The sequence below is a fragment of the Geodermatophilus sp. SYSU D01105 genome (assembly GCF_054050095.1).
The window spans coordinates 114,629-134,257 of sequence record NZ_JBJGYR010000009.1 but is presented as its reverse complement, the minus strand read 5'-3'; the positions used below and the strand labels follow the sequence as shown (position 1 = coordinate 134,257).

Here is a 19,629-nt window from a genome sequence, read left to right as displayed (position 1 = left end):
ATGCCAGGCTTCCTGCTGACCGTCGGGTCGGGCGTCCAGTGCACCCACGCGGGCGCCGCGACCGCGCAGACGGCCAACGCCCGCGTCCTCACGGTCGCCGGCCCGGTGCTGACCGCCGCCGACGTGCACCTGGTCGCCGGCTGTCCCTTCACGGTGCCGGGCCCGAAGCCGCAGCCGTGCACCACGATCCGGTGGGCGCCCGCCGGCCGCGTGTTCGTCAACGGGCAGCCGGCGGTGGTCCAGTTGCCCGGCACCGGCCAGGGCGTGTGCCAGAGCCCCGAGCAGGTCCCGCAGGGCCCACCGCTCATCACCGCCGTCCAGACCCGCGTGCTGGGGGTGTGACCGGTGTACGTCGACTTCCCCTGGAGCTACGACGGTCGCGGCCGTACCGCCGAGACCACGCGGGCCGACCACGTCCGCGACCTGCTCGTCCTGACCGCCCTGACCGAGGCGGGCGAGCGGGTCAACCGGCCCGGGTTCGGCTGCGGACTGCGCCAACTGGTCTTCGCCCCGAACAGCGCCGAACTCGCCGCCGCGCTGCAGTTCACGATGCAGGGCGCCATCGAGCGCGAGCTGGGCGACGTCCTGACCCTGCGTGCCCTGCAGGTCACGAGCGAGGACTCGATCCTCGACGTCACGGTCACGTACGTCCTGCGCGAGACGGGAGCGGAGGAGACGGTCACGGTGCGGCGGGAGGCAGGGCCGTGAGCGACCTGCCCCTCCACTGCCACACCGACCGTCGGCGGCCGCGGGTCCGCTTCTCCGAGCGCACCAACGGCATCGACTCCGTGGAGGTCGAGGAGCGCGAGGGCCGCGTCGAGCTGCACCTGTTCCTCCTGCGCTCGCTCCCGCCCGACGACGCCGACGCCGCGCTCTTCGGAGCCGAGAACGTCCAGATCACCGGGGGTCCGGCCGACGCCGACGTGCAGATCGGTGAGCCGGACTTCCGGCGGGCACCGGACCCCGCTCGCGACGACGTCGCGGTCGTCGAGGTGACCGGGCTCGGCCCCCGGTCGCGCTACACCCTCCGGCTCGTGGACACCCCCACCCGCCCGCTCGCCGACATCGACCCCCGGTACCGGACGGCGGACTTCACCCTGGCGGCCGGGGGGCCCACCGACGTCGACTGCCTCCCCGCGCAGTGCGGGACCCCGCCGTCGTCCCCGCCGGACCTCGACCACCTGGCGAAGGACTACGCGAGCTTCCGTCGGCTGCTCCTCGACCGCCTGGCCGTCACGCTGCCCGGCTGGGACGAGCGGCACGCTGCGGACCTGTACCTGACCCTGGTCGAGGTCCTCGCCTACGAGGCGGACCGGCTCAGCTACGCGCAGGACGCCGTCGCCACCGAGGCCTACCTCGACACGGCCCGGCTGCGCACCTCGGTGCGTCGGCACGCGCGGCTGGTCGACCACGTCCTGCACGAGGGGTGCAACGCGCGAGCGTGGGTGTGCCTGGCGGTCGAGGGAGACCCGGTCGTCGACGCGGACGCGCTGTCCTTCATCACCCGGCCCACGGGCATCCCCACCGAAGGCGCCACGATCGACCCGCAGGACCTCTCCCGCGCCCGCCGGCGCAGCTACGAGGTCTTCGAGCCGTGCCTCCCGTCCGGCCGGGCGCGGATCACCGCCCACGACGTGACCGACCCCCGGCTGGTGGCCGGTCGCATCACGACCGGCGCGGACCCGGCCCTGGACCACGTGCGGGCGACCCTGTCCGAGGAGGAGCGGCGGCTGTTCGGGCGGGACGACCACGAGGACGAGGAGCTGCCCGCTCTCGCGGCCGCGATCGGTCGCCGGCTGGACGCGCTGCTGCAGGACGTGGGCCTGGTCCGCCGCGCGCCCCAGGCCATCCAGCGCGCGATCTCCCGCCACGGCACGCTCAACGCCCTCACCGGCGGCCGACTCGCCGCGAACAACCGCGACGAACTGGCGCGTCTGTTCCCCGAGGGCCTGGCCCACCCGGCGCACCTCCGGTTCCACGAGTCGCAGAACGAGATCCACCTCTACACGTGGGGGTACAGCGAGTGCTGCCTCACGGCGGGAGCGACGTCCGCGACGCTGCGGGACACCCGCGATCCGGAGTCCGGCACGCGCGGGCTGCGTCACCTGCGTCCCGGTGACGTGCTGGTCCTCGAGGAGGTCCTGGGCCCTCGCTCAGGGGTGGCGGCCGACGCCCGCCCCTCCCAGCGGCACGCCGTCCGGCTCACGACCGTCCGACCCGGCCTGGACGAGCTGCGCCGGGTGCCGGTGGTCGAGGTGTCCTGGGACCGGGCGGACGCGCTGCCGTTCCCCCTGGTCCTCTCGGTGATCGGCCCCCCGCCGGAGTGCGCGCTGATCGAGGACGTCACGGTCGCCCGGGGCAACGTCGTGCTGGTCGATCACGGCGAGACCGTGCGGGGACCCGGCGGGGTGCGGCTCCTCGACCGGGGACGCACGGTCGTCGCCGTCCCCTTCCTGCCACCGCACGAGGTCGTCCCGGCCGGCGAGGTCGAGCTGTGCTGCACCGGGGACGCCGCACCAGCCGAGCGTCCGTCCCGGGATCCCGACTACGAGCCGGTGCTGCCGCGGTCACCGCTGGTGTCCCGCGAACCGCTCCGGCCCGACGCGTCGGCGCGCGCCGCCCTAGAGCAGGACCCACGGCGGGCCGTCCCCGCCCTCGCCGTCTTCGGGCCCGTGACCGGACCGCACCCCGCCCCGGACGTCGTCGATCGCCTGGAGGACGGACCCGGTGCCCGGCCGACGGGGCTCCGCTACCAGCGGTGGGTGCCGCGTCGGGACCTGCTGAGCAGCGGCCCCGACGACCGGCACGTGGTCGCCGAGGTGGACGACGACGGCGTGGCGCACCTCCGCTTCGGCCTGGAGACCGGCGCCCGCCCGACGCCGGGGACCCGCATGCTCGTCTCCTTCCGCACCGGCGGTGGCTCGGCCGGCAACGTCGGGGACGGCGCCATCCGCCACGTCGTCCCCCGCGGGGGCCTGCCCGGAGGCCGGATCCTCGCGGTGTCCAACCCGCTGCCGGCCTCGGGTGGCACCGACCCCGAACCACTGGACCAGGTGCGGCTGCTCGCGCCGCACGCGTTCCGCGCGCACCTGGAGCGCGCCGTGGTGGCCGAGGACTACGCGGCCATCGTGCAACGTGACTTCCCCCAGGTCCAGCGGGCGGTCGCGACCGTGCTCCTCGAGGACGTCGACGGGGAGAAGCCCCAGCGCACCGTCGTCTCGGTGCGGTTCGACCCCGTCGGGACGTCGGCGGACGAGCCGGACCTCCTCCGGCGGATCGCACAGCACCTGGACCGGTACCGGCGGATCGGGCACACGGTGCGGGTGCAGCAGAGCACCTACCGGTCGATCGAACTGGTGGTGCAGGTCCGCGCGCTGCCCGGGCACCAGCCGGGCGCGGTCCGAAGCGCGGTGCAGGACCGGCTGAGCAACCGCACGCTCCCGGACGGCACCCGCGGCCTCTTCCACCCGGACGCGTTCACGTTCGGTCAGCCCGTCCCGATCAGCGTGGTCCTCGGCGCGGTCCACCGCGTGCCCGGCGTCGCCGCCGCCACGGTCACGCGCCTGCGGTTCCACGGCGTCGGCGGGGACCTCCCGGACGGCGACGTCCTGCGGGTCGCGCCCGACGAGGTCGTGCGGCTGGACAACGACCCCGACCACCCCGACCACGGGTCGCTGACCGTCGAGCTGGAGGACTCGTGACCGACTGCTGCGGTACGGAGGGCGCCGGGTGTGGGTGCGGTGGCGCGCCGGAGCTCGGCTGCGGGCGCTGCCCGTGCCCGGAAGGGCCCCGGGCGAACCCCCCGGGTGCCGGGTCGATCGCGCTCACCCGGACCGCCCATCCCGACGCCTGGGACCGGATGCGACAGCGGCTGTCCGCCGCGGACCTCCCCGCCCTCCGGGCCCTCACCGCCCGACGTCCCGACCCTCCACTGGACCCCGCGCTGGCCCTCCTCGACGCCTGGGCCTGCCTGGGGCACGTCCTCGGCTTCTACGGGGACCGGCTCGTCAACGAGCACTACCTGCGCACGTGCCTGCACCGCCGGTCCGCCGTGGAACTGGGGCGGTTGGTCGGATACGCGGCACGTCCGGGCGTGGCCGCCGACGTGCACCTGGCCTTCACCCTCGACGACCTGGACCCCGAGGCCGAGCTCGAGGTCCCCGCCGGGACGCGGGCCTACAGCCAGCCCGGGCCCGGGGAGACGATGCAGCCGTTCGAGACCGTGGAGCGGCTGACCGGTCGGCCCCGGTGGAGCCTCATGCACCCGCGGCGCACCGCGCCGCAGCGGGTCGGCGCGGACACCCTGACCCTTCACCTGAAGGGGACGGCGACAGGTCTCCGCACGGGGGACACCCTGCTCGTTGAAGTCGGAGAGGTCTGTGCACACCACACCGTGGCCACGGTGGAGGCACTGTTCGAGGAGGACCGCACCAGGGTGGTCCTGGAGCAGCGGCCCGAGCCCGGCCCGGCCCGGGAACCCGTGACCGTCGGGACCGGGCTCCTCCAGGCACTCCTCAGGCAACCGGCATCGACCGTCGGCGACCCCGCGCAGCTGGAGCCCGACCTGGGCCAGCTCTTCCGGCCAGACTCCTACGCCGCTTACGGGATGGTGGCCGGGGCCCACCCCCAGCTGGGTCGACTGCTCAGCGTGGCCCTCGGGGGCACTGCGCACGCAGATCCGACCAACGCCGTGAAGGTCTACGCCATGCGGGTGAAGGCCGCCCTCCACGGCCACAACGCACAGCTGATCCCACTCATGGACACGGAGACCCGGCTGGTCAAGGAGTACCTGGAGTGGAAGGACGACGGATCCGGTGCAACTGTGGGCGGGGAGGGCATCCCCTCCTGGCCGGCGGATTCGGTGCCGTCCGAGGGCGCGGAGAAGCAGATCGCCCTCGACAGCATCTACGACGCCATCCTCCCGGGCAGCTGGGTTGTCATCACGCCACCCGCGAAGGGGGAGGAGACAGCCAGTTTCCACAAGGTCGCGGGAGTGGGCACGGTCACGCGCACTGCATTCAACCTGCCCGCGCGGGTCACCCTCCTCACGTTGGAGACCGCCTGGCGCGACAAGGTCGACGGTGAGGGCCAGGACGGCGAGGGCGAGGGCGAGGGGCAGCCTCCGCCCCACGTCGGACCCGTCCACCGCAGGACCGTCGTCCATGCGCAGAGCGAGCGGCTGGAGCTGGCCGACGTCCCGATCACCGAGGACGTCTGCGCCGGTGAGCTCGAACTCGACGGCTACTACCCGGGTCTGCGGCCCGGCCGGCGAGTCATCGTCACCGGCGAACGCACCGACCTCCTGCCGCACGAGGAGTCGGAGGAACCCGGCGAGCAAGGCACAGAGCGACAGGAGGTCACGGGAGTACTGGGCACCGAGCTGGTGATGATCTCGTCGGTCCAGCACAAGGCGGACGGACCGGCCCCTCGCGGGGAGGGTGACGGTGACGGGGAGGCCGCGGTCGAGGCGCAGGCCGCCACCCGGGACACCGTGCACACGGTGCTCGGCTTCGCCGAGCCGCTGCGGTACTGCTACCGGCGCGAGACCGTCCGGGTCCTCGGCAACGTCGCCCACGCCACGCACGGCGAGAGCCGGGCCGAGGTGCTCGGCGGCGGTGACGCCACCCCTCCGCTGCAGGCGTTCCCCCTGCGGCAGGGCCCGCTCACCCACCTCCCCGCGCCCACGATGACCGGTACGGCGGCCAGCCTCGAGGTCCGGGTGAACGACCTCCGCTGGCACGAAGCTTCGAACGCGGCGGCGGTCGCCCCGGGGGAGCGGGCGTATGTCCTGCAGACCGACGAGGACGGGACGACCCGCGTCGTCTTCGGACTCGGCGCCCGGCTGCCCACGGGCAGCGACAACGTCCGCGCCTCCTACCGGGGCGGGCTCGGGGTGGAGGGCAACGCCCGCGCCGGGCAGATCAGTGTCCTCGCCTCGCGCCCCAACGGCGTCACCGCGGTGACGAACCCCCTACCCGCCGGCGGGGGAGCCGGCCCGGACGACGTCGACAGCATCCGGCAGCGGGTCCCGGTCGGCCTCACCGCGCTCGACCGGCTGGTCTCCGCGACGGACCTGGAGGACTTCGCGCGCGCGTTCGCCGGCATCGGCAAGGCCCGGGTCGCCACGGTTCCCGGGCCGCCGACGACCCGCTACACCCTCACCGTGGCGGCGGTGGACGACGCGCCGCTGCGGATCGACTCGGCACTCCTGGAGAACCTGTGCCGAGCGCTCAGCCGCTTCGGTGACCTGCAGGAGCGGCTGGAGGAGCCGGCAGAGTCGGAGCAGCCGAAGGAGAAGGTGCTGCACACCCTCGGTTGGCCGGATGCCACCGTGACCATCCGGATCCGCACGGCGCTGCTGCTCGGCATCCGTGCGCGCATCCGCACCCTGGCCGACCACCCCTGGGAGACCGTGCACCCACGACTCCGGAACGCGCTGCTGAGGACGTTCGGCTTCCGAGCCCGCGAGATCGGGCAGGTCCCCCACCCCGGTGAGGCGATGGCCGTCATGCAGGGCGTGCGCGGGGTCGCCTGGGTGGACCTGGTGGCCTTCGGGACGATCGAGACCGGCCCCCCCGACGCGCCAAGGTCCCCGGCCGAGGTGGCCCAGGCGGCTGCGAACCTCTTGGGCGGCCCCGGTGGACCGGGCCTGCCCGAGCTCGCGACGGTCGGTGAGGACCAGATCGCCTACCTGTCGCCCGACGCACCCGGGACCCTGCTGCTCGAGCTCGCAGAGGAGCCGCAGCCATGAGCGCCGACCGGTTCTTCGAGCTCCTGCCCGGCGTCGTCCGGGCGCCCGGCAGCGAGGTCGCCCTGGCGCTGCGCGACCTCCTCAGGGTCCTCGGCGAGGAAGCGGACCTCGTCGAGGAGGACATCCGACGGGTGTACGCCGACCTCTTCATCGAGACCTGCGAACCGTGGGTCATCCCCTACATCGGTGACCTGGTGGGCTACCGGTGGCTCCCGGTCCCCGAGGGACGACGGGACTGCGGGGAGGCCCGGCCGGTCCCCGGCGTCGTCCCGCGGAGAGCGGTCGCCGACACCATCCGTCACCGCCGGCGCAAGGGCACCCGTTCGGTCCTGGAGGACCTGGTGCCCGCGGTGAGCGGCTGGCCGGCGGTCGTGTGCGACGGCGAGGGCGAGGGCGACTGCGCGGGTGCGCCGCCCGGCCGGGTGACCGTCAGGGCCTGGCGCCTCCCCTCCTGGCCGCTGACGGCCGTGCGGCCGTTCCGGGTGCGCCGCCGGGTCAACAGCTTCGAGCTCAGCGTCCTGGGCAACGACGCTCCCCTCTTCACCTGCGCCCACCCCTCGGCCGAGCAGGACACCTCCGGCCGGCCGCCGATCGTGCGGCGGCTGACGACCGAAGCGCTCGGGGCCGACCTGCCGCGTCACTACGGCCAGGGCAGGGACCTGCTGCTGTACGAGGACGGCGCACCGATCGCCCTCGAGCGGATCACGGTGCGAAGCCTCGCCACCTGGACCCCCGAGGTGTTCGGGGACCGCATCGCCGTGGACCCGGAACGAGGGCGGGTCATGTTCCCCGAGCGCTACGAGCTCGGTGAGCTGACCGCCTCCTACTGCCACGGCTTCCCCATGGCCATCGGGGGAGGGGAGTACCGACGGCAGCCTCCGGGCGTCCCCGTCCTGGCGGCCTTCCTCCGGGCCGACGACCTCCGCGGCGGCTTTCCCACCCGTCTCCTCCAGGCGCAGGACCCGCTCAGCCGGCTCCTGCGCAGCCTCATGGACCCGGCCGTCGTCGCCGGTCTCGCGGGGGAGCCCGTGGCCGCCAGGGCCCACCTGGCCGCGGAGCTCAACCGGATCATCCAGGCCCACGACCTCGTGGGAGTCGTGGACGAGCAGCAGCTCGACGACGAGGCGGTCGCGCTGCGGGACGGCGCCGCGGCCGGCCCCGGGCGGATGCGGCTGAACCGGCTCGTCCTGGAGGCCCGGTACGCCGAGGACATCCCGCGGTCCTACGCCCTGACGCGCGTCCGGTCCGGGGCGGGGCCCTCGATCGCGGATGCGGTGCGGGCGCTGCAGCGGTCCGCCCGTCCGCCCGTCCACCTCGTCGTCGAGCTCGTCGACAGCGGCCTCTACGTGCAGCCGGTCAAGCTCGAGGTGGCCGAGGGCCACACCCTCGAACTGCGCGCCGCCGAGGGATGCCGGCCCACCGTGCTCCTCCCCGAACTCCGGGAGGACATCGACGACATGACCATCAGCTGCGGACGGGGGAGCCGCATCCTCCTCGACGGCCTCGTGGTGGCTGCGCACCCGGTCCGCTTCTCGGGCGATCCCGCCGAGGTCGTGGTGCGGCACTGCACCCTCGTGCCCGGATGGGAGCTCAACACTCGCTGCGAGCCGCGCCACGGGACCGAGCCGAGTCTGATCATCACGGACCTGCCGCGCAGGAGACGCGACCCGGAGGGTCCCCCTGCCGACCGCCCTCCGGAGGCACTGCGGCCCCCGTGCGTCGAGGTCGACAGGAGCATCGTCGGGTCCATCGTCGTCCAGCGCGACGAAGTGGGGGCCGAGCCGATCCGCCTGCACGTCCGGACCAGCGTCGTCGACGCCACGACCACCGGCAGGGACGCTGTTGCCGCGCCGAACGGACGGCGGGCGCACGCCGTGGCCACAGTCGTCGACAGCACGGTCATCGGCCGCACCCACCTGCACGCCGTCGAACTCGGTGAGAACTCGATCTTCACCTCGAGGATGGACGTCGCTCGTCGGCAGATCGGGTGCCTGCGGTACTGCTACGTGACCTCAACCTCCCGCACACCGCGGCGATACGCCTGTCAACCGGACCTGGTCGTGCTCGCGGCGAAGGAGGAGGAGCGGGTCGCGGAGGCCGCGAGGGTCGAGCCGCGGTTCACCACCCTGCGCTACGGCCGACCGGACTACTGCCGCCTCGCCGACGACGGCCCGCCGGAGATCCGCACCGGTGCCGACGACGACTCGGAGATGGGCGTCTACCACGACCTCTTCGAGGCCCGCCGCACCGCGAACCTCCGGGCCGCCCTCGAGGAGCACCTGCCCCTCGGATGGCAGCTCGACATCCGGTTCCAGTCATGACGGCGGGCGTCCGGGGAGTCGTCCTGGATGGGCACTGCCCATCGCAGCGGCCGGGCGCCCGTCCCTCGAGCACCAGCACGGAGGAGCACCATGCGGGCACTCCACGAGACTGCTCGTCCTGCCAACCCGGAGGCGCTCCGGTTCGCCCCGACGTGGACCGTCAGCAGGTCCTCGGACACTGACGAGGTCCGAGCGGACCGCAGTGCCACGGAAGCGATGGCCAGACTTCCGATGGGCCGGGATGGGCGCGAGCTCCCTTCCGAGGAGGGAGCCGTGTCACTCACGGGCCCCAGCTCGTGGGCCGCGGCCTTCGGGCACGACTTCAGCCGCGTGCGGGTGCACGTCGATGCCACCGCACGTGAGCTCACCCGGGCCCTCGGCGCCAGGGCCGTCACGGTCGGCCGCCAGATCTTCTTCGCGCCCGGCACGTACGAGCCGCGCACGCGGCGCGGACAGGGACTCCTCGCACACGAGTTGGCGCACGTCGTCGAGCACGACGAGGGGGGCCAGCAGTTCCGGGTCCGGCGGCAACCTGCGGGGTGCACGAGCCTCCTCGGCAATCCCTCGGTCACGAGCCTCATGTCGGGAACCGCAGTGCATCAACTGATCAAGGACGACTTCGCCGGCCGCGTCCCCGGTGCGGTCGACATCATGATCCCGGGCGCTTCGGCGGCCCCGCTGCGCACTGGGGGCATCTGTGGGAGGGACGACAAGGTCATCCCGCCGCAGCTGCTCGGTGGGGCCGCCGGCGCGGGGTTCCCGGACCTGGCCCGTCGGAACCTGGCCGGGGTGCTCTCCGTCGCGGAGATCAAGCCTGCAGCGGTGGAGTGCCTGGTCGACGGTGAGAACCAGCTGATGCGGTACATCGATCAGGGGAACGCCCGGGATCCGGCGCAGGCTGCGTGGCGAGCCGGGTCGGGGATCTCCGTCGTCGTCCCGATGTTGCCGTCGCTCTACCAGCCGCCAATTCTCACGGCGGGCGTCGTGACCATCGAGACGGCCTGGTGCGGTCCGGGGCTCCTGGTTTACGCAGTTCGACGGGGACGCCGTGTTCCCGTGGAGGTCCCCGCCCCGGTCCCCGCGGAGGAGAGAGAGCGGGAGCGGCAGCGGTTGGAACGGGAGGCGCGGACCCGGGGGACGGCGATCGCGGTCGGTACAGCCGGCGCGGCGGCGGTGACCGCCGTCGTCGGGCGCGCCTTGTGGCGCCACTTCTGGCAGGTGGTGGCGCGTCGCTTCGCAGTCCGGGGTGCGGCGGCACTGGCTCTGGCGGCAGCGGACGGCCCGCTGCCCTTCGGCGAGCTGATCGACGTCGGGCTGGCTGTCGTCACGATCGTGCAGATCGGGATCGAGTGGGAGGAGTTGTGGCGACAGGCTGACGAGCTCGCCGCCTCAGGGACCTGAACCCGCCAGCACGATCCGGCACCGCCTGATGGATGGCCGTGATCCGGACGCCCGAAGGGAGGTGAGGTCATGGGCGTGTTCGCCGAGCTCATCCGGCGCCAGGCCTCGACGTCACCGGGCTCCGTCGTCCGGACGGGTCCCGGAGCCGGTCAGCCCGTCGAGCCCGGCGTTCGTCACCCACTCGAGGCGTTCCACGGCCACGACTTCAGTGGCGTCCCGGTGCGAGCCGAGTCGCAAGCAGGTCGTGGTGCTGTGCGCGGGCAGGGCGCTGCTGCGGCCCGGCGGTCGTCCGATCCGCCAGCTCCCGTGGATCGCGATGTGCTGCAGGCGGCCGGTGAGTCACGGGATGGTGCCCCGAGTGCCGCGACGCTCGGTGGCGTGCCGCTGGACGCATCGGTGCGTGCCGCGATGGAGGCCGGATTCGGGCACGACTTCTCAGCGGTGCGCGTGCACGCCGACGAGCGAGCCGGTGACGCGGCCCGCTCGCTGCACGCGAGCGCTTTCACGATCGGCACCCGCGTCGCCTTCGCGCGGGGCGCGTACCGACCCCGGACCCCCGGCGGGCTGCGACTGATCGCGCACGAGCTCGCGCACGTCGTCCAGCAGGACGGCCGTACACCGGTGGGGAGCGTCTCGGACCTCGCCGGAGAGCGCGTGGCCGACGAGGCCGCCCACGTGGTCGCGGCCGGGGGGCGGGCCTACGTCAGCCCGTTGGCCGTCACCGGACCGCAGTGCTCTCCCGACCCGCCGCCCGGCGGGGGCCCGGCTCGGTCCCCGGCGCTTACGCCGCAGGAGATGTGGACCCAGCTCGTGCAGAGCAAGCGCGGGTTCGAATCCTCTTCGAGTGGCGCGGGCGACGCCTATCGCTCGTCCCCGGCGACCGTGCCGCCGGGCAGTCTCCGCGTCGACGAGGCAGGTAACCCGGTGGCCAAGGGTGCGCCGCTCGGCAAGGGCTACGAGACGTTCGCCGGCGTGCAGCTCGTCGACGCCGAGGGCAACCGCGTGGCGGTCGCGGCCGACAGCTTCCGCAGCGGTGGACCCGACGACCACGCGGAGGCCCGATGTGTACGAGCCCTGGAGAAGGACGGACCCGCCCGGCTCGCGGGAGGCAAGCTCGTCGTCGTCAGCGACCAGGCGATCTGTCCCACATGCCGGCAACGGTTGGTCAACTACGCGAGGAGCCGCGGGTTGGCGGTCATCGAACCGCACGAGCCCGTACGGCCCAAGATGGTCGGCTCCGGCGAGGCCTCGCCGAAGACGACGAGCCGCTCGTCGACGCAGGCAGGGCGGCCGCAGCCGGCGATCGTCGCGCGCGAACCCATCCCCGTCCCCCCGTCGGCGCCACCTGCCCCTCAGAGCGCCCCGCCAACGTCGCCGGCCAAGCCCCCGGCCAAGCCGCCGACCAAGCCTCCAGCTCCGCAGCAGACGCCGGCTGCGCAGCCGGCACCGCCCCCCGAGGGCACGTCGGCGGCCGCACCGCGGGCGGCGCCGACACCCGAGCGTGGGGTGGTGAAGGGCAAGCGGGTCTCGCTGGAGGTCCAGACAAGGGGCGGCCAGCCCAGGGTCCGCGTGACGGCGATCGACACCGCAGGCGTGGCGAAGGACGAGGCACCGCACCTCTCCCGCACCCCGAAGGGCGCGGCGCTCGCGACCGCGACCACGGTCGCTTCGGTCGGCCGGACCCTGCTCGACCTGTACGCAAGCGCCTCGGACGAGGCGACCCGGACGACGATCGAGAAGATCACCCATCCGGTCGAGTCGAGGCTGAGGTCGGCCGTCTTCGACGCCGAGCAGGAGTTCCTGGCCACTCACCCTGACCCGGCGACCCTGGCGAGCAAGACGGATGTGGACCGACTGCGTGCCGTCTATGAAGCCGAGTGGCGCCGCCTCGGCGCGCACCGGGTCCGCGCGATGCTCTTGGCCGTCTCGCTCGCTGTGGTGCCAGAGGACCGACGCGGGCCTGACTGGCACGCCGCCATGCAGCAGCTCAGCAGAGGGGCGGTCGCGCCGCCGCAGGATCTGGCGTCATTCCGGGCGGCAGCAGAGGCCTACGAGAGCCGCGCGATCGACGTTCTGCAAGAGATCGCGCCGCACCCGCTCGGCCTCCCCCAGCTCGCGGCCGAGATCGACCGGCGCGCCCAGATGCTCGAGACCGTCGCCGATGACCTCGAGAAGACCTTCTGGGAGGCGGTGAGAAGGTTCCCCCTCGCGTCGACCGCACTCCTCGAGCTGCACTCGATCAGTCAGTTCGTGGGCGAGCTCGCCGGGCGGATGCGGGGCTTCGCGCAGACAGTGCGCGGTCGGTACCAGGCGTACGTCGACCTCGACGAGAAGCTCTCCGCTCAGCTCCAGCGGGTCGGCGAGCACATCGGGGACCCCGGCAAGGCGATCATGCAGGCGCCGCCCCGGCCCCGTTAGCCCCAGAGGGGCCATCAAGCTGCTGCGCCCGTTGTCTCCGCAGAACGTCTTCGCCGAGCAGCGGAGTGGTGCTTTTGGCATGGTCATCAACGCCGCCAACGTCACTGCTCGACGATCCTGGCCGGCAGAACGTCCTCGACCAGCTCGAGGGCTCCACGGTCGACTGGGTCGCGAACGTGACCGCGACCCGGGGCTGTGCCATGGGCGCGTCTTCGGCGGACCGGGAGGGCACCGGGCCGTGGGGCTGGCGCTTCAGCGCCACCACGTCTCGCTGGACGACCTCGTGGTCGACGACGAGGTCCGCTCGGTCACCCCGTGCTTCCTCGGCGCAGAGCCGGCGACTGCGCCCGGCCTGGGCGGTGGCACCCTGCGCCCGCTGGAGCGGGTCGAGGACCTCGCCCGCGAGCTGGTGCGCTCGCTGTCGCCGGAGCCGCGGGACGTGGCCGTGCTCCTGGACCGGCCGCCGTCAGACATCATCGGCGGCGACCGCCCGCGCGTCGCCGACGGCGACCAGGTGCTCCTGCTGCCCGACATCTGGAGCGGGCGCGTCACCGAGCCGCGGCTGCGCGACCGGGTCGAGGCCATGACCACCGCGGCGGAGGCGGCCACCGGGTACGGCCCGAGGAGCACCGTCGGCTGGCTCTGACCTCGCCCGTCGGGGACGGGTCCCCGACGGGCTGGCCGCTCCGGTCGACCTGGAGCGGGTGCACCTGGCCTGGGCTGGGTCGCCTCGAGCCGGGGGAGCTGCACTGCCACCGGCTCCAGGACCTCCGGCTGCTGACCGAGTGGGACGACACCGCCCGCGACGCCGACCACGCGCACTCTGCCTGGCGGGACCCGGAGGCCCACTTCGGCACGGGCGTCTCGGCGGAGCGCCGGCACGTACACGACGGTGGCTGAGCAGCTCGCCGCTCGTCGGCGCGGAGGCCTGTTCGGTCCATCCGGACCGGCTCCGTGCGACACCCCGGGTGGGGACGTCCGAGCCCGTTGACACGGGGTGGCCCCTCGTGGAGGGTCGTGGCCCGCACGTGATCCAGATCACCCTCACGACACGGACCGCAGGTGGGCCGCGTCGTGTCCGGAGCCGACAGCCGTCGCGCCCGCCGTCGCCACGAGGCGGGTGGCGGCGGACGACGTCCGGCGCGCTGGCACCCGGCCGGGACGCCGTCCGCCCGCATCTCTCGGAGGCAGCGATGAAACCCGCACCGTTCCGCTACCTCGCCGCGAGGACGACGGACGAGGTGGTCGAGCAGTTCGCGGAGCACGGGCCGGATGCCCGGATCCTCGCCGGCGGCCAGAGCCTCATCCGCCTCATGAACACCCGGCTCGCCGAGCCCTCGCTGCTCGTCGACATCAACGGGGTCGAGGAGCTGGACCGCATCGACCGCCGCGACGGCACCGTCGTGATCGGCGCCCTGACGCGGCAGCGGACCTCGGAGCTGTCGGACACGGTCCGCGCCGCAGTGCCCCTCCTCGCCGAGGCCGGGGCGCTGGTGGCCCACCCCTCGGTGCGCTCGCGCGGCACCGTGGTCGGGAGTGTGTGCTTCGCCGACCCGGCCGCGGAGCTGCCCACGGCGCTGCTGGCGCTCGACGGGGAGGTCGTCGCCCGGAGCGCCCGCGGTGAGCGGGTCATCGCGGCGGAGGACTTCTTCGTCGCCGCTCACGAGACCAGCCTGGAACCGGACGAGTTCGCCGTCGAGGTCCGCGTCCCGGTGTCGGCCGGGACCGGCACCGGATCGGCCTTCCTCGAGCTGTCCCGCCGCCACGGCGAGTTGCCCGTGTGCGGCGTCGCCGTCACGGTGGCGCTCGACCCGTCCGGCCACCTGTCCGACGTCCGCATCGCGCTGGGCTCGGTCGCCGGGCGGCCGGTCCGCGCCCGCCGGGCCGAAGCCGCGCTGAGCAACGCCCAGCCCTCGGCGGAGGCCATCGCGGGGGCCGCGGACCTCGCCGCCGCCGACCTCTCCCCGGTGAGCGACTGCCACGGTTCGGCCGCGTTTCGCAGGCACCTCGCGGTCGCCCTCACCAAGCGCGCCCTGACCCGAGCCATCGCCCGAGCCGACGGAGGACAGACGGATGCCTGAGAAGGTGCACCTCACCCTCACGGTCAACGGGGCCGAGCACGAGGCCCTGGTGGAGCCGCGCACCCTGCTGACCGACTTCCTCCGCGACACGCTGGGGCTGAAGGGCACCCACGTCGGGTGCGAGCAGGGCGTCTGCGGCTCGTGCACGGTCCTGGTCGACGGGCAGAGCACCCGGGCCTGCCTGTTCTTCGCCGTGCAGGCGAACGGCCGCAGCGTGCAGACCGTCGAGTCACTCGCGCGGGCCGACGGCACGCTGCACCCCCTCCAGCAGGCGTTCAGCGAGCGCCACGGGCTGCAGTGCGGCTTCTGCACACCCGGGATGCTCATGGCCGCCACCGAACTGCTCGCCGGCAACCCGACGCCCGGGCCGGAGGACGTGCGCCTCGCGATGTCGGGCAACCTGTGCCGCTGCACCGGCTACCAGAACATCGTCGAGTCGGTGTGCCGCGCCGGAGAGCTCATCAGCCAGGCCCACACGTACGCGGCGCCGCAGCAGGAGGTCCGGGCATGACCGCCACCGAGGACGTCACCGACGCCACCACCGGCGACGGGAACTACCGGTGGGTCGGGCGCAGTGTTCCCCGAAAGGAGGACCGGAAGCTGCTCACCGGGCGCGCGACGTACGTCGCCGACGTCGTCGTCCCCGGGATGCTGCACGCCGCGGTCCTGCGCAGCCCGCACGCCCACGCGCGGATCGTCTCCATAGACACCTCCCGCGCCCGCGCCCTCCCCGGCGTGTTCGCCGTGCTGACCGGCGAGGAGGCTCAGCAGCACGTCGGCCCGATGACGGCGTTCTGCGCCGAGCCGGTCCCCCAGCACGCGATCGCCGTGGAGAAGGTGCGCTTCCCGGGCGAGGCCGTCGCGGCCGTCGCGGCCGAGAGTCGCTACATCGCCGAGGACGCCCTCGCGCTGATCGACGTCCGGTACGAGCTGCTCGATCCCGTCGTGGATCCCGTGGCCGCCATGGCCCCCGGGGCCCCCCGGGTGCACGACACGCTCGACAGCAACGTCGTCTTCCACCGGGCGATCGACTTCGGCGACGTGGACGGTGCCTTCGCCGGCGCGCACCGGGTGATCCGCCGGCGCGCGCGGTGGCACCGCATGGGCGCCCAGCCGATCGAGACCGCCGGTGCCGTGTGCTCCTTCGAGCCCTACACCGGCGAGATGACGGTGTGGTCCAACACCAACTTCCACAACTTCCTGCCGTGGGCGTTCGCCGGCATGCTCGGGGTGCCGACCAGCAGGCTCCGGCTCATCCCGTGCACCGTCGGTGGCAGCTTCGGCAGCAAGCACCTGCTGACCAAGGTCATCTCCATCGCCGGGAGCCTCAGCAAGGCGACCGGGCGACCGGTCCAGTTCCTCGAGGACCGCATCGACTGCCTGGCCGCCAACGACAACGTCGGCTGCGACCGCATCTACGACGGCGAGCTGGCGGTCGCCGAGGACGGCACCTTCCTCGGCCTGCGGCTGACGATCGTCGACGACTACGGCGCGTACTTCCAGTTCGCCCACGGCCAGCACGGCAACGCCATGGCCCAGCCCACCGGCCCCTACACGATCCCGGCCCTGGGCTACGACGTCTCCTGCGTGCTGACCAACAAGGTCCAGCAGGGCTTCTTCCGCGGCGCAGGGGCGGACCCCGGCAACTTCGTCCTCGAGCGGCTCGTGGACGCGGCCGCCCTCGAACTGGGCATCGACCGGGTGCAGATCCGGCGGCGAAACTTCATCCGGCCCGAGGACTTCCCGTACAGGATCCCGACCGGCAACGAGTACGACTCGGGCAACTACGACCGGGTGCTCACGCGCGCGCTCGAGGTCTCCGACTACGACTTCTGGATGCGCGAGAAGGAGCGGCTGCGGAAGGAGGAGGGCCGCTACATCGGCGTGGGTCTGGCCAGCTGCCAGGAGCGCAGTGGGTACAACGCCAGCGAGTGGTGGTTCCTCTACGACCAGCCCCCGCTCGGCGCGACGAGCACCCCGGAGTCGGTGAAGCTCGACGTCGACGCCACAGGTGGCATCCGGGTCGAGGTCGGCTGCCCGCTGTGGGGCAACAGCCCGGAGACGGTCATCGGCCAGGTCGTCGCCGAGGAGTTCGGCGTGCAGCCGGACGACGTGACGGTCGTCTACGCCGACTCCACCTCCGGCAGGTTGTCGGCGGGCCCGGGTGGCAGCCGGCTGACCATCATGCTGTCCGGGGCCTCCCGCACGGCCGCGCGGCGGATCAAGGAGAAGATGACGCGGATCGCGGCGCACATGATGGAGTCGGACCCGGACGACGTCGAGTGCATCGACGGCACCTTCCGGGTCCGCGGCGTGCCCGGCAGCGAGGTCGGCATGGCGGCGGTCGCGATGCGGGCCCACCTGTTCAAGCACGACAACCCGGAGGGTGAGTCCAGCGGCCTGGTCGAGAGCTACACCTACGACCACCCGCACTCGACGCCGCCGGCGAGCGACCGGAGCGACATGGGGATCTTCTACCCGATGGTCAGCCACGGCTGCCACGTCCCGATCGTCGAGGTCGACCCCGAGACGGGCTCCGTGGAGGTCCTCCAGTACTACGCGGTCAACGACTGCGGCACCGTGATGAACCCCAAGCTCGTCGAGGGTCAGGTCATGGGCGGCATCGTCCAGGGCATCGGTGCGGCGACGATGGAGGAGTACGTCTACGACGCGGACGGGCGCCTGGGCACACCGACCTTCCGGGAGTACCTCATCCCGTCGATGAACGAGGCGCCGCCCATTCACGTGGTGCACGAGCAGACCCCGTCACCCTGGACCGAGTACGGCGTCAAGGGCGCCGGCGAGGGGGGCCGGCTCATCGCGCCGACGGCGATGGCCAGCGCGATCAACGACGCCCTGTCCCCGTTCGGGGTGTGGGTCGACGAGCTCCCGATGACCCCCGAGCGGGTCGTCGGCCTGCTCGCGGCGGCCGGCCGGACGGAGCCGGCGGACCGCACCGGGTGAGCGCCCGAGGCTGCTTCTCCCCGCCGCCGGTAGCGGTGACGAGGTGCGCTTCGTCACCGAGCCCGACCTGGGCCGCCGCATGCTGCAGCGCGCCATCGATGCCGCAGTGCCGGCCGGCCGACCGCCGACGAGGTCTCCGGGCAGGACGACGACGAGAGGGACGTCCCTCCCGGGAGGCGTCCCCTGCACCGGGCCAGGATGGGATGACGTGTCCGAGGGGGGACACGCGACATGCGCACACGCCTCCGTCCCGGGCGGTGACGCGGCGAGATCGCGTTCAGGTTCGTCTGTCCCTGCCTCGTCGGACGGCGGATAGTGCGGTTGTGCTCTCGCGGTCCCTCGCGCTCCTCACCACAGTGCTCACCGGCCTGCTGGCCGGCGGCATGGTCCTGATCGAGGTCGTGCTCCTACCGTTCTGGCGAGGCGCCTCCCCGGCTGACTTCCGCGACTGGTTCGCAGCCCACTCCGGCCGGATCCGGGACTTGATGATCCCGCTGGGAGCCGGCGCGGGAACCATCGGCGCGGCCTCGGCGGTCGCGCAGTTGAGGGAAGGCCGTCGGGGCGCCCCCGCGTCCGTTGCTGCAGCGGTGGCCACGGCCGGCGTCCTCGGCATCACGGTCACGGTGAACGAACCGGCCAACCACCAGTTCACTGGGGGGACGTTGACCGACCCCGAGACCACGGAACTCCTCAGCAGATGGGCCCGCTGGCACCACGTCCGCGTGCTCCTCGGGCTGGTGGCCGCGGTCGCAGCCGCGTTGGCGCTGCTGCCGAACCCGGCGTCGAGAGTGGCGTCGCGACCTGTGGTCGGCCGGGGGCCTCGGCGCTAGGTGCAGGTCCGGACTCCCGACCTGCCCGGAGACGGCAGAACCCCCACGGCTGCGGAGCCGTGGGGGTTCATGCCGGTGTCCGAGGGGGGACTTGAACCCCCACGCCCGATAAAGGGCACTAGCACCTCAAGCTAGCGCGTCTGCCATTCCGCCACCCGGACGAGTGCGAGACAGAGACTACCGGACTCGCGGACGGCGATCACGCACCCCCTCCCGGTGTCCCGGTACTCAGACAGTGGCGACGGCGACGCGACCCCGGCCGTCCCGCTTGGCGCGGTAGAGCGCCCGGTCGGCGGCCGAGTGAAGGGCGGTCAGGTCGTCGGACCCCTGGGGCAGGTGGGCCACGCCGAGGCTGATGGAGAGGCCGAGCAGCGTGCCGTCGGGGAGGGGGAGCGGGGCCGACCGGACGGCGTCGTGCAGCTGCTCGGCACGCCGCGCCGCGACGGCGACGTCGCACCCCGGCAGCAGGGCCGCCAGCTCGTCGCCGCCCAACCGGGAGAGCACCGCGTCCTCGCTCCGGAGGTGCTCGCGCAGGATGCGCGCGAGGTGGACCAGGGTCTGGTCACCCACGGGTGGCCGTGGGAGTCGTTGATGGTCGTGAAGGAGTCCACGTCATGAGCAGCAGCGCCGTGCCGGCCGGCGTCCGCCCGGTCACGGTCTCGGCCAACGCCTCGTCGAAGACCCGCCGGTTGACCAGACCGGTCAGCGCGTCGACCCTCGCCTGCTCCCGGAGGGCGGTGACCAGCTCCTCCTGCCGCTCGTTGGCGCGGACCAGCATGACCGACATTGCGCCATGGCGCACACGACGAGGATGAGCTCGGCGCTGCGGGCGGCCGTGCGGGGGTCGCGGGCCCGCAGCGCGG

The 19,629-nt window shown here is 73.3% G+C and carries 14 protein-coding genes and 1 tRNA gene; 12 read left to right on the top strand and 3 right to left on the bottom strand.

The window, feature by feature from the left end:
- From ACI79I_RS10765 to ACI79I_RS10710, 12 genes are all read left to right on the top strand, one after another.
- The gene (locus ACI79I_RS10765) at positions 1 to 342 is read left to right on the top strand and encodes a hypothetical protein (RefSeq protein WP_456992325.1); all 342 of its coding nucleotides are present in this window, start codon (positions 1 to 3) and stop codon (positions 340 to 342) included.
- Between the two features lie 3 nt (positions 343 to 345).
- Positions 346 to 708, top strand: coding sequence for a GPW/gp25 family protein (locus ACI79I_RS10760; protein ID WP_456992324.1), 363 nt, complete (start codon positions 346 to 348; stop codon positions 706 to 708).
- Positions 705 to 3,701 (top strand): putative baseplate assembly protein, encoded by a 2,997-nt coding sequence (locus tag ACI79I_RS10755; protein WP_456992323.1) that lies wholly within the window; start codon positions 705 to 707, stop codon positions 3,699 to 3,701. The genes ACI79I_RS10760 and ACI79I_RS10755 overlap by 4 nt, the downstream gene beginning before the upstream one ends.
- Before the next feature lie 158 nt (positions 3,702 to 3,859).
- On the top strand, positions 3,860 to 6,751 hold the full coding sequence (locus ACI79I_RS10750; protein ID WP_456992322.1) for a hypothetical protein: 2,892 nt from the start codon (positions 3,860 to 3,862) through the stop codon (positions 6,749 to 6,751).
- Positions 6,748 to 9,072 (top strand): hypothetical protein, encoded by a 2,325-nt coding sequence (locus ACI79I_RS10745; protein ID WP_456992321.1) that lies wholly within the window; start codon positions 6,748 to 6,750, stop codon positions 9,070 to 9,072. The genes ACI79I_RS10750 and ACI79I_RS10745 overlap by 4 nt, the downstream gene beginning before the upstream one ends.
- Before the next feature lie 27 nt (positions 9,073 to 9,099).
- Positions 9,100 to 10,473: an eCIS core domain-containing protein gene (locus ACI79I_RS10740; protein ID WP_456992319.1), complete on the top strand. Its 1,374-nt coding sequence runs from the start codon at positions 9,100 to 9,102 to the stop codon at positions 10,471 to 10,473.
- 69 nt (positions 10,474 to 10,542) lie between these two features.
- Positions 10,543 to 12,891 carry an eCIS core domain-containing protein gene (locus ACI79I_RS10735; RefSeq protein WP_456992318.1) on the top strand — a complete coding sequence of 783 codons (2,349 nt, stop codon included), beginning with the start codon at positions 10,543 to 10,545 and terminating at the stop codon, positions 12,889 to 12,891.
- A 79-nt stretch (positions 12,892 to 12,970) separates the two neighbouring features.
- The gene (locus ACI79I_RS10730; protein ID WP_456992407.1) at positions 12,971 to 13,537 is read left to right on the top strand and encodes a DUF3500 domain-containing protein; all 567 of its coding nucleotides are present in this window, start codon (positions 12,971 to 12,973) and stop codon (positions 13,535 to 13,537) included.
- A 547-nt stretch (positions 13,538 to 14,084) separates the two neighbouring features.
- On the top strand, positions 14,085 to 14,972 hold the full coding sequence (locus ACI79I_RS10725; protein WP_456992317.1) for an FAD binding domain-containing protein: 888 nt from the start codon (positions 14,085 to 14,087) through the stop codon (positions 14,970 to 14,972).
- A complete protein-coding gene (locus tag ACI79I_RS10720; protein WP_456992316.1) occupies positions 14,965 to 15,483 on the top strand; it encodes a (2Fe-2S)-binding protein in 519 nt (172 codons plus the stop codon). The genes ACI79I_RS10725 and ACI79I_RS10720 overlap by 8 nt, the downstream gene beginning before the upstream one ends.
- Entirely contained in the window at positions 15,480 to 17,936 is a 2,457-nt protein-coding gene (locus tag ACI79I_RS10715) for a xanthine dehydrogenase family protein molybdopterin-binding subunit (protein ID WP_456992314.1), read from the top strand. Before ACI79I_RS10720 ends, ACI79I_RS10715 begins: the two co-directional genes overlap by 4 nt.
- A 356-nt stretch (positions 17,937 to 18,292) precedes the next feature.
- Positions 18,293 to 18,766: an anthrone oxygenase family protein gene (locus ACI79I_RS10710; protein WP_456992313.1), complete on the top strand. Its 474-nt coding sequence runs from the start codon at positions 18,293 to 18,295 to the stop codon at positions 18,764 to 18,766.
- Between the two features lie 76 nt (positions 18,767 to 18,842).
- On the opposite strand, the gene ACI79I_RS10705 is transcribed toward ACI79I_RS10710, so the two are convergent.
- From ACI79I_RS10705 to ACI79I_RS10695, 3 genes are all read right to left on the bottom strand, one after another.
- Positions 18,843 to 18,927, bottom strand: a tRNA-Leu gene (locus ACI79I_RS10705).
- Between the two features lie 67 nt (positions 18,928 to 18,994).
- Positions 18,995 to 19,336, bottom strand: coding sequence for a GGDEF domain-containing protein (locus ACI79I_RS10700; RefSeq protein ID WP_456992312.1), 342 nt, complete (start codon positions 19,334 to 19,336; stop codon positions 18,995 to 18,997).
- Positions 19,329 to 19,553, bottom strand: a complete 225-nt coding sequence (locus tag ACI79I_RS10695; RefSeq protein ID WP_456992311.1) for a hypothetical protein — start codon at positions 19,551 to 19,553, stop codon at positions 19,329 to 19,331. Before ACI79I_RS10695 ends, ACI79I_RS10700 begins: the two co-directional genes overlap by 8 nt.
- Positions 19,554 to 19,629 lie beyond the last annotated feature (76 nt).